At 36.5% G+C, this 12531-nt stretch carries 3 protein-coding genes; all 3 read left to right on the top strand.

Translation table 11 applies throughout. The annotated features are described in order from the left end of the window. The first annotated feature begins 15 nt into the window (after positions 1 to 15). The 3 genes from ACE38P_RS01815 (at position 16) to ACE38P_RS01805 (ending at position 12530) form a co-directional block, all read left to right on the top strand. Positions 16 to 345 (top strand): helix-turn-helix domain-containing protein, encoded by a 330-nt coding sequence (locus ACE38P_RS01815; RefSeq protein WP_374699418.1) that lies wholly within the window; start codon positions 16 to 18, stop codon positions 343 to 345. A 22-nt stretch (positions 346 to 367) separates the two neighbouring features. Then, a complete protein-coding gene (locus tag ACE38P_RS01810; RefSeq protein ID WP_374699417.1) occupies positions 368 to 730 on the top strand; it encodes a helix-turn-helix domain-containing protein in 363 nt (120 codons plus the stop codon). A 151-nt stretch (positions 731 to 881) separates the two neighbouring features. Continuing rightward, positions 882 to 12530, top strand: a complete 11649-nt coding sequence (locus ACE38P_RS01805) for an ankyrin repeat domain-containing protein (protein WP_374699416.1) — start codon at positions 882 to 884, stop codon at positions 12528 to 12530. Position 12531: the final 1 nt, after the last annotated feature.

The following is a 12531-nucleotide window of genomic DNA, read 5'->3' as shown; positions in this document are numbered from 1 at the left end:
GAGTAAGGAATGAAAGTGCAGTTAGGTAAGAAAATAAAACAATTAAGGCTAGACCGTGCTTTGACACAGACCGAATTGGGAAAGAGAATAGGTGTTTCATATAGACAGATACAAAAGTACGAAAATGGTTCAAATTGTGTTTTGGCCAGTAGATTATATGATTTAGCAAAAGCACTATCGATAGATATTGCTGATTTTTTTAATGATGTGCATGACAACTCACATGAAGCTTATGATGAAGAAATACTAAAGTTAGTCAAAGGATATAACGAAATTAAGAGCAAAAGGTTACGTAGTGCAGTTTATATATTGGTAAAATCTTTTTCTCAAAGTGATAATACATAGTTAATATTATCTGATACGTAAAATGACTATACAACATCCTATCGATAAGCAAATAGGGGAAAGGATAAGGAAAAGAAGGCTAATGTGTGGTTTTAGTCAAAGGGACTTAGGAAAAAAGCTTGGAATTTCATTTCAGCATATACAAGGATATGAAACTGGAGAGGTAAGGCTTGTAGTTGATAGATTGTATAATTTGGCAGAAGCTTTGTCTGTTGATATGTCATATTTTTTTACCAAAGCTTCTGAGGATTTACATGATAAGGCCTTTCGTAGCGATGTAGGTAGCGAAGAAATATCACGATTAGTAAGAGAATATAGAAAAGTTAAGGATAGAACGTTGCGTGATATTGTTCATTCAGTAATAAAGGCTCTTGCTAATAAATAATGCAAACTTCAAAGTATAAAAGAGTATAGTCTTTTTATAATAAATGTTTACACCATATAATATTTAGAATATACATGAAAGCTTAGAGTACTGACTTATAAAGTTTTTCAGTGGTCTAAGGGTTTATTAATATAGGTATTGGAGGCTGGAAATGACTATATCTGAACATATAATGCAGGGTATAAGGCGTGATGATAAGAACGCAATAGGAAGCAATTTTACTATTGTTGGCCAAGATGGCTGGGGCTTACTGCACTATGCAGCTAAATTTGGCAGCTTAGAAATAGCAAAATCTTTAGTAAGTAATCAAAGCGCAATCCTTAACATTAAAACTAATGATGGAAACAAGCCCATTCACATTGCAGCTGATTTTGGACATAGAGATATTGTAAAGTTTTTTCTTGATAAAGGAGTAGAAGTTGAAGGAAAAGGCAAAGACAATTGGACCCCTTTACACTATGCTGCGAATAAAGGGTACCTAGAGATTGCAAAGCTTCTAGTAGAAAAACAACAACAAGAATCATTGATTAATTCTAAAACCACAGATCAGTCTACTCCGCTGCACTATGCTACCAGGGAAGGGCATTTACCAGTTGTAGAGTTTCTCATAGAAAAGGGAGCAAAAATTAATGTTAAAAACTCTGATAACGAAACACCATTGGAGCTTGCAAATAAAGGTGGACATGATGAGGTTGCAGATTTATTAAAAAATGAATTGCTGCTTGCAGCTGTCAAGGACAAAGATCGAACTAAAGTAGAAACTCAGCTTGATAATGGGGCTGATATTAATTATGCACGCCAAAAAGATGGATGGACACTTCTGCACCATGCTGTCAGTCATAGCCCTGAAGATCTTGAGTTCACTAAATTTTTGATAGAGAAAGGAGCTAATGTTAACACTAAAAATTTTGATGGAAATAAACCACTACATATTGCTGCAGAAAAAACTTACGAAAACACTGTTAAGTTCTTTATTGATGAGCAAGGATTGAACACTAACAATCAAGGTAAGGATAATTGGACACCACTGCACTATGCAGCCAGCAATAATAGCATAGAACTAGCGAAATATTTAGTTACAAAAGATGATGTTGACATTGACGCTCGAGATAAAAGTAGACAAACGCCCCTTCATCACGCAGCTAGTAAAGGTTACGTAAATTTCGTAAAGCTTTTGGTAAAAAAAGGAGCAAACATTAAAGCAGAAGATTCTGAGAGTAAAACACCATTACAACTTGCTAATGACACAGAGGTTAGAAAAATTTTGTTAGGTGAAGCGTTAATTGATGTTGTAAAACAAAATAATATCCCAAAGGTTGAAGAATATATTGATCGTTCAAGTGTTAATTATTCGCGTGAGGAGAATAAGTGGACACCATTACACTATGCTGCTAGCTTAGGCTATCGGAGATCAGCGGAATTGCTTGTAAATAATAATTCCACTTTAGATGCTAGAGATTCTGAAAATAACACACCTTTACACATTGCTGCTGATTATGGTAAGGAAAATATTGTAAAGCTATTACTGGATAATGAGGCAGATATTAATATTCAGGGCAAAAATGCTTCCACTGCTCTACACATTGCTGCTGATAAGGGACATTTTAGAATTGCAAAACTATTAGTAGAAAAAGGAGCAGAAATCAATGAAGTAAATACTGACAGTAAATCACCATTACAACTAGCTAGGGATAATAACCATCAGACAATTGTAAAATTGCTATTAAACAAATTATTGTTTAACGCTGTGAAGGAAGGAAACCTTAGGCAGATTAAAGAGTATATTGATGATGGAGCTGAGATTAACCACTTAGATCATGATGGTTGGACTCCATTACACCACGCTGCTAACAGAATTCCAGAAGCTGTAGGCCTTGTTAGACTGTTAGTAAGAGAAGGAGCAGATGCTAATGCTACAGCTTACAGTGGGGATAAACCATTACACGTTGCTTCCAGTCATGCGCATAGAAATATTGTAAAGTTTTTTATTGAGGAGAAGAGGTTAGATGTTAATGATCGTGGGGAGGAAAATTTCACACCTCTACACCATGCTGTCAACAAGGGCAGCAAGAATTTGGTAGAGTTTTTAATCAAAAAGGAAGCAGACATTTATGCAGACAGCTCTAATAGTACAACTCCGCTCGATCTTGCCAAGAGTGGAGATAATGAAGAAATTAAAGGCATAATACTGGGCAAGGCATTGATTGATGCTGTAAGAGAAGATAATAGATCAAAAGTTACAAATCTCATTTCTGAGGGAGCTGATGTTAAATATTCATATGAAGACAGACGATGGAGGCCATTACACTATGCTGCTGGCTTAAGTTATCAGAGATCAGCAGAAATTCTTGTAAGGAACAATGCTACCATTATTGATGCTAAAGATTTTGAAGATAGTAATCCTATGCATGTTGCAGCTGAATATGGTCACAAGAATATTGTGGAATTTTTTTTTAGAGAACATCCAAATGAAAATAAGGCTGAGCTTATTGAAAGTAAGGGAAAAAATGGTTGGACACCTCTACACTATGCTGCTGATAAAGGTCATCCAGCAGTAGTGAAGTTTCTTATAGAAAAAGGAGCAAATATTGATGCCAAGGGCTTAAGCAATGAAACACCTTTACAACTTGCAGATGAGAAAGGTGATAGCCATAAGGAGGTTGCAAAATTATTGCGAAGCAGAGCATTATTTAATGCTGTAAAACAGGAGAATCTTAATGATGACCTTGATAGTATTAAATATCTCTTCATAGGTGAGATTGATGTTAATTATTCGGACTTAGATAATTGGACACCGCTGTATTATGCTGCTTCTAATGGTGATCTAAAAGTTGTGGAATTTTTAGTCGAAAAAGGAGCAGATGTAAGCACTATAACCAATGATAGAGAAAAGCCTATACATGTTGCTGCTAAGCATGGACACACAGAAATTGTGAAGTTTTTTGTAGAGAGAAAAGGGTTAAGCGTTGATGAAGAAGGAAAAAATAGGTGGACACCACTGCACTATACTATTTCTGAGGGTCACCAGGAGCTTACAAAGTTTTTAATAAAGAGAGGTGCAAATATTAATGCTGAAAGTCTTGACTCTAGCAATAAGACACCGCTACAACTTGCTCAAAATGGAAGCTACGAAGTAATTAAAAGAATAGTGCTGGGTAAAGCATTAATTGATGCTGTAAAAAGAAATGATATAGAAAAAGTTAGAGATTATATTACCTCTGGAGCTGACCTTAATTATTCATATGAAGATAAAAAATGGACACCGCTTCATTATGCTGCTCACTTAGGTTATCAAAGCTCCGCAGAAGTACTTATAAATAACGACTCTACTGTTATTGATGCTAAAGATTCTGACAATAATGAGCCTTTACACATTGCAGCTGATTGTGGGCATGAAAATATCATAAAACTTCTTCTTAAAAACGAAAAGGGGTTGTTAAATATAAATAATAAAGGCAAAAGTGATTGGAGTCCCCTTCACTATGCTGCTGAAGGTGGACATTTGTCAATCGTCAAGCTTCTGGTGGAAAAAAAAGCAGATATTAATGCTGTAAATTCAGGCGGTAAAACACCGCTAGAACTGGCGAGAGAGAGAGGACATCAGGAAGTTGTATCGCTATTGTTGAATGAGGCACTTTTTGAGCAAGTATTTGGAGCAGTTAAAAAAGGAAATCTTGATGAGGTTAAAGGATATCTTGATGCTGGTGCTGACATTAATCATTCAGACCTTCAAGGCTGGACTCCACTACACCATGGTGCAAACAGATCGGTAGATGATGAAAGGTTTATCAGATTTTTAGTAGAGAAAGGAGCAAATATTGATGTTAGAACTAATGATGGTGACAAGCCACTACATCTTGCCTCTGATCATGGGCATAACGATATTGTAAATTTTCTTCTTGTTGAGAAAGAAATGGATGTTAATGATCGTGGTAAAAATAACTGGGCACCGCTACATTATGCAGCTAGTAAGGGACATAAGGAACTGGTAGATCTTTTAGTAAAAAAGGAAGCAGACATTTATGTTGAAGATGCTGACAGCCAGACACCATTACAACTTACTGAAGATAGCGCAGTCAAAGGGGCGCTACTTGGTAAAGCGTTGATTGATGCTGTAAGACAAAATAATGTATCAAAGGTTAGAGATTGTATTGAAGAGGGGGCTAATCTTGAGTATTGGTATGAAAGCAATAAGTGGACTCCGTTACATTATGCTGCTAGTTTGGGATATCAAAGATCTGCAGAAGCAATCATAGAGAAAGATTCAGGAACTATTAATACTCAAGATTTTGATGAAAAGATACCTTTACATATTGCTGCTGCTTATGGCAAAAAAAATATTGTAGAGCTTTTGCTCAATAATCAGGCAGATATTAATCAACCAGATAAAAAAGGTTGGACACCGATTCACCATGCTGTTTACGAAGGTCACTTGGCAGTAGTAGAGTTCCTTATAGAAAAAGAAGCAAGTATTGATGCTAAAGGTTTGAGTAATGAAACACCATTACATCTTGCGGTGGAAAAAGGCAGTAGCCATAAAGAGATTACAAAATTATTACGAAGTAGAAAACTACTTAATACTGTAAAACAGGCTGGCCTTGATGATGACATTAATATAATCAAGGACTTTTCTCCAAATGAAGTTGATATTAACTATTCAGACTCAAATAGCTGGACACCACTACATTATGCTGCGCTTAATGGTTATCTAAAAATTACAGAGTTTTTAGTAGTAAAAGGAGCAGATGTTAATGCTAGAACTGATAGCAGAGAAAAGCCTTTGCACATTGCTGCAAAAAATGGGTACAAAGATATTGTCGAATTTTTTATTGATCAACAAGGATTAAGTGTTAACGAGCAAGGGGAAAATAAGTGGACACCACTTCATTATGCTGCTGCAAGCAATAGTCTTAATGTTGTACAGTACCTGATTGAAGAAAAAGAAGCTGCTATCGATATCAAAGATAGAAACAATTGGACAGCTCTACATCATGCTGCGAAAGAAGATCATATTGAAATTGTAAAGTTTCTTGTGAAGAAAGGTGCAAATATTAATGCTCAGGATTCTCAAGGTAAAACACCGGTAGATCTGGCAAGCGAGTCTGAGGTCATTCAGTTCTTGTTAAATGAAGGGCTGTTTGATGCTGTAAAACGAGATGAAGTATTGGAGGTAACAAGCTATCTTAACAAGGAAGTTAATGGCACAAAAGCTGATGTTGATTATCGCGATCAAAACAACGAAACTTCTCTCCATCATGCTGCACGACATGGCTATTTAAATATAGTTGAACCTTTAATCGAACATGGAGCTAATGTAAATGCAGCTGATCTAAATAAGTGGACTCCTCTGCATCATGCATCTGAGGGTGGAAATTTGGGAGTTGTAACATTTTTGACAAACAATCAAGCAGACATTAATGCTGAAAATGTTGAGAAGGATAAGCCTTTACATATTGCTGCAAAAAATGGGCACCAACCAATAGTAAGGTCCTTTATTAAGGAACGGAACATGGATGTTAACGATAAAGGCAAAGATGATTGGACACCACTGCATTATGCTAGTGCAAACAACTATTCACAAATAGTCAGCTTTCTTGTCAAAGAAGGTGCAAATATTACCATTCAGAATGCTCAAGGTAAAACACCTTTGGAGCTTGTAAGCGATAATCAGGAAATTGTCAGGTCATTACAAAATAAGGCACTACTTGATGCTTTAGAACAAGGAGAATATACTCAAGTTCAAAGATATCTTGATAGTGGAGCTGATCCCAATTTTCTAAGTGAGAATGATTGGACACTGTTGCATTACGCAGCTAAAAGGGGTCATTTGCTAATAGCTTTGCTTCTAGTAGAAAGAGGGTCAAGCATTGATGCTGAAAATTCTGATGGGGACAAACCTTTGCATATTGCTTCACAATATGGCCACATAAACATTGTGAAGCTCCTACTTAATGGTAAAGTTAATGATAAAGGTAAAGATAATAAAACACCACTACACTATGCTGCTGAGAGCAATCACTTTGAAGTTGTTCGATATTTAGTAGGAGAAAAAGGTGCAGATATTAATCTTAAAGATGCTGATGGGGATAAACCTCTGCATCTTGCTGCAAAGAATGGACATACGGATATAGTAAAGTTTTTTCTTGATAGAAAGCTCAGTGTTAACGATTTAGGTAAAGATAGCTGGACACCACTCCATTATGCCGCTGAGCATGGCAGGTCGGAAGTTGTGGAGCTTCTGATAACAAGAGGTGCAAATATCAATGCAGAAAACTCTGGTGGCAAAACACCTCTACAACTTGCCCAGGATGAAGGAGTCAAGGAGTTATTGTTAAATAAAGCACTTTTTGACGCTGTGAAAGAAGGAAATTTAGTGAGAGTACAAGACTTTTTCAGAGATGGAGCTAATGTAAACTCTACTAATAGATGGGGATGGGGGCTTTTACATGCTGCTTCTGTGAGAAATAATTTGCCATTAATCAGGTCTTTAGTGGAAGAGAAGGGAGCGAATATTGATGCTAAAAGTAGAGATGGAAATAAACCTTTGCATATTGCTGCCGAGAAAGGCTCTTTAGATGTTGTAAGATACTTTCTCAGTAGAAAAAATGGTGTGAATGAGGCAGGTGCTAACATTAACGATAGGGGCAAAAATGCTTGGACACCGCTTCATTATGCTGCCAAGTATAACCACCCTGAAGTTGCAGAGTTTCTCATAGAGAATGGTGCAGATGTTAATGCAATTGACTATGATAATCTAACACCTCTGCAACTAGCTAATGAAGGGCCAATTAAAAGATTATTACAAAATAAAACATTATTACATGCTGTAAAGCAGGGCAATTTAAAGGATGTAGAAAGATACCTTGATAATGGAGCTAACGTTAATTATTCAGATAAGAATGGATGGACAGTATTACATGAAGCTGCAAGCAGAGGACATCTAAGAGTTGCTCAGACTCTAATATCAGGAGGGGCGAACATTAATACTAGAGATCAAAATGGCAACAAGCCTTTGCATATTGCTGCTGATTACGGTCGTAGAAACGTAGTAGAATTCTTTCTGAGAGAGGAAAGAGCTGGCCTTAGTGTTAATGATGCGAATAGAAATGGATGGACACCGCTTCACTATGCCGCAAGCAGAGGTGGTTTGGCAGTTGTAGAACTTCTGATAACAAAGAGGGCAAATATTAATGCTCAAGACTCTAACGGAAATAAGCCTTTACATATTGCTGCAGATAACGGGCATAGAAGTATTATAGAATTTTTCCTTAGGTGGCACGGAGATGAGCTAAACATTAACTATAAAGGTAATAATGATTGGACTATGCTACACTACGCTGCTGACAAAGGGTATCCAGAAGTTGTAAAGTTTCTGATAGAAAAAGGAGCAGATATTGATGCTAAAAGTACTGACAACAGAACACCTCTGCAACTAGCAAGCGGTAAAAACCATCAAGAAGCAGCAAGATTATTGCGTAATAAGGCATTATTTAATGCTGTGAAACAAGGAGAGCTAAGTAAAGTTGAACAGTATCTTGCTGAAGGAGCAGACCCTAACTACAAAGACGAAAATGACTGGACATTGCTGCATGATGCCGCTAGCAAAGGTTACATTGAAATCGTTAGGCTTCTAAAGGTGCAAGGAGCAAATGTTGATGCTAAGTCTTATAATGCAAAGCCTTTGCATTATGCTGCTAGGAATGGATACGAAGACGTAGTAGCGTTTTTGATAGTAGGGAAAGAGAAAAGTGAGGGTGTTGACAGTCGTGGTAGGAATAATTGGACACCACTTCATTATGCTGCTAGACATGGACGCTTGGCAGTAGTAGAATTTCTGGTAGGAGAAGACGCGGATATCAACCTTAAGGATACTAACAGAAATAAGCCATTGCATGTTGCTGCTCAATATGGTCATACAAATGTGATGGAGTTTTTCCTAAGGAAAAACAGAGAAGGGTTGAGTATCGATGACAAAGGTGCAAGTGGAAAAACAGCTTTGCATCAAGCAGCTGAGAAAAGCCATTTAGCAGTTGTAGAATTTTTGATAGAGAAAGGCGCAGATATCAATATCCAAGATTCTGAAGAAAACACGCCATTGCAACTTGCAACTGACCCTGAGATTATTAAATTGTTACAAGATAAGGCGTTATTTAATGCTGTTAAGCAGGGAGATCGTGACAAGATTAGTGAATATCTTACTAGTGGAGCTGATGTTGATGTGACTAACAGGTGGAGATGGGGAATGTTGCATATTGCAGCAGAAAATGGCGACTTATCGATGATAAGGTTTTTACAAAGTAAAGGAGCGAACCTAAACATGAAAAGCATTAGTGGTGAAAGCCCGTTACATGTTGCTACCAAAAATGGGTACAAAAATGTTGCTGAGTTCTTGCTTGAACATGGAGTAAGTGCTAGTGAAGCAGGCAAAAATAATAAAACGCCATTACATTATGCTGCAGAGGAAGGTTATTTTGAGCTTGTAAAGTTACTAATAGAAAAGAGAGCAGACACCAACGCAAGGGATTCAAACGGTAAAACACCATTACAACTTGCTAAAGAAAAAGAGAATGGAAAAATTACTGAATTACTGTTAAATGAGGCTATGTTTCATTCTGTAGGAAGGAATGACATACAAAGAGTTAGAGGTTATCTTAAAGAAGGAGCTGATGTTAATTATTCTGGTCACAATAACTGGACACCACTGCATTATGCCGCTTATAGAAACCACATAAAACTCATAAAACTTTTAGTAGAAGAAGGGGCAAATGTTAATGCTGATTCTCATTACATAAAACCTTTACATATTGCTGCTCAATATGGCCATAAAGGCGTAGTGGAATTTTTGCTTAACAGCGGATCAAATATTAATGCTTCTGGTTGGAATAGCTGGACACCACTCCATTATGCTGCTGATTCTGGTCACTCAGAGGTTGTGAAATTGCTTATAGAAAGAGAGGCGGATATTAATGTTCAAGATTTTCATGGCAAAACACCGTTACAACTTGCTACAGAAAAGCGCCACCTAGAAGTCATGAAAGCTCTTTCAAACGCAGGATTATTTGATGCGATAAGTCAGAAAGATTTTAGAAAGGTTGAATATTATTTTAATATAGGTGCAGATGTTAACTCTAGAGATGATAATGACTTAACACCATTGCATAAAGCTGCTCAAGGTGGTGATTTAGAGATTGTCAGGTTTCTTCTTAGAAAAAAGGCTTATACTAATGCTAAAAATAATAAAGATTACCTTACCCCGCTCCATGAAGCTGCTAAGAGTGGTAACTTAGAAGTTGTGAAACTACTTATTAACTTTAGATCAAATATTCATGATCAAACGATAAGTGGAGCAAAACCTTTGCATATTGCTGCTGAGTATGGACATAAAGATATCGTAGAGTTTTTCCTCAATAGGGGATTAAGTGTCAATGATTTAGATAAGAATAAGTGGACGCCATTACACTATGCTGCCAAGAGTGGTAACTTAGAAGTTATAAAATTTCTCATCAGTAGAGGAGCAGATATCAATGCCAAAGATTCTAACAATTTAAAGCCTTTACACATTACCGCACAATACGGTCATAAAGATATTGTAGAGTTCTTTACTGTAGAAAAGCAATTAAGTGTTAGTGACCAAGATAAGAATAATAGAACATTGATGCACTATGCTGCTAAAAGTGGTAACTTAAACGTTATTGAATTTCTTGCTGGTAGAGGAGCAAATATTATTGCTTTTGATATTAACGGTGTGAGTCCTTTACATATTGCTGCTGAACATGGACATAAAAACGCTATTGAGTTTTTCCTTAGCAGAGGATTAAATGTTAACTATCAAGATAAAGAGAGCCAAATACCACTACATTATGCTGCTAAGGGCGGTAATTTGGAAGTGATTAAACTTCTTGTAAGTAGAGGAGCAAATGTCAATGCTCAGGATTCTAGTAATGCAAAACCTTTGCATTATGCTGCTCAGTATGGTCATAAGGATATAGTAGAATTTTTTGTTGTGCAAAAGCAGCTAAGTATTGATGACAAAGGCAAAGACAATTGGACACCTTTATATTATGCTGCTAAAGGCAAGAATAATAAACACATTGATGATAGTAAACTTTTAGAGGTTATTAGGTTTCTTGTTCGTCAAGATAGAAACATTATCAATAATAAAGATGCTTACGGTGCTGGGCCTTTACATATTGCTGCCCAGCATGGGCATAAAAATGTCGTAGAATTTTTTATACAAAAAGAATTAAATGTTAATGATATTGATCATCAAAAATTAACACCTTTGCATTATGCTGCCCGTCATGGCCGCTTGAAAGTTGTTAAATCTCTGATTGAAGAAGGTGCAGATATTAAGGCTGTAAGCAACGATGGAAAAAAACCTATACACTCTGCAGCTAGCAATTCACATAAAAATATTGTATTACTTTTTGTACAGCAAGGGCTAAGCATTAATGATCCAGATACTAATTTAATTTGGACGCCACTGCATTATGCTGCCCATTCTGGTAATTTGGATTTTGTCCAATCGCTTTTAGCTGAGGGAGCAAATTTTAATGCTGTAGATGCTGATAACGCAAAACCTTTGCATATTGCTGCTGAACGTGGGCATCAAAAAGTTATAGAACTTTTAATAAACCAGGGAATGAATGTTAATGATTTAGGTCAGGACAATTGGACACCATTACACTATGCTGCAAGGTATGGTCATTTGGGAGCTGTAAGATTTTTAGTAGAAGAGAAAGGAGCAAATATTAATGCTGTTGATCTGAGTGGTAAAATGCCTCTACATATTGCTGCTGAGAATGGACATAAAGATATTGTAAAATTTTTCCTTGATAAAGGAATAAGTGTTAATGCTGTAAGTGCAGATAATTGGACACCTCTCCACTGTGCTGCTAGTAATGGTCATTTAGAAACCGTAAAATTTCTTGTGGAGGAAAAAGGAGCAGATATTGATCTTCTCAGTATTGATCATGAAAAACCTCTTGATCTAGCTATTTCTGCAAACCATGTAAGTGTGGTAGAATACCTAAGGCAAGCTCTGGAAGAAAAAGAGCACGATTACGTTGCTAATATCAGGCATAGTCATCTTTTTGTAGATCAGCCTACTGTAGGTCAGTTTCAAAGTAGTGGGGCAGGTAGACATTCTTCACTGATAGGCAACTGGGTTTCTTGGATAAAAGGTTGGATACAGCCAGTATCTAATACTGAACAGCCATTTTTACCAGGTAAGGTGGCCAGCTGTAAATCATCTACACCTATTATTCAAGAAAAGCTTGAGAATATTAGTAATGCAGACATGATGCTTTATTATGTATTATATAGCTGGTTCAATGGAAATAAATGCAACATGAAATGCAGAGCTTATGAAAGCAGTACTTTACCAAAAGAGGAGACAATAGGCTGTACTTTACGTATAGTGGAAAAGCTAGAGCAAGTAATGAAGCAAGCAGCTCGTAGCAGTGGTATAGCATGGAAATCAGTAAGAATTGATTTTTTAGCAGTACAAAAAGCTATCACAGCAAAAATTACAAGTGGCAATTACGATACAATTTCTAGTCTTTTAGACTCGTATATAGACAGGGCATTTTCAGAAAATTTAAGTCAAAAGCAAATCGATAGATTTAAAAAAGCCTATAATGATGAGCAAGACCAGATATTAAATAGCGGATTGTTTTCTGAACCGCAAAGCATGTTTAATAGTAGCATTCAAGTGCCTACTTACATGCAGAGTGTTCTTATAGAAAAAGGTATTACAAATGAAAAAAGCAAAGAAACCTGCTACTCGTTATTAAAATAGC

The organism is Wolbachia endosymbiont (group A) of Limnophora tigrina (genome assembly GCF_964263225.1).
Classification (GTDB): domain Bacteria; phylum Pseudomonadota; class Alphaproteobacteria; order Rickettsiales; family Anaplasmataceae; genus Wolbachia.
The sequence above is the reverse complement of the archived record's forward strand: the minus strand, read 5'-3'. Positions and strand labels throughout refer to the sequence as shown.

Excerpts from the sequence above, each read along its gene's own strand:
- ACE38P_RS01810 (WP_374699417.1), top strand. The coding sequence starts at position 368 with ATGACTATACAACATCCTATCGATAAGCAAATAGGGGAAAGGATAAGG.
- ACE38P_RS01805 (WP_374699416.1), top strand. The coding sequence starts at position 882 with ATGACTATATCTGAACATATAATGCAGGGTATAAGGCGTGATGATAAG.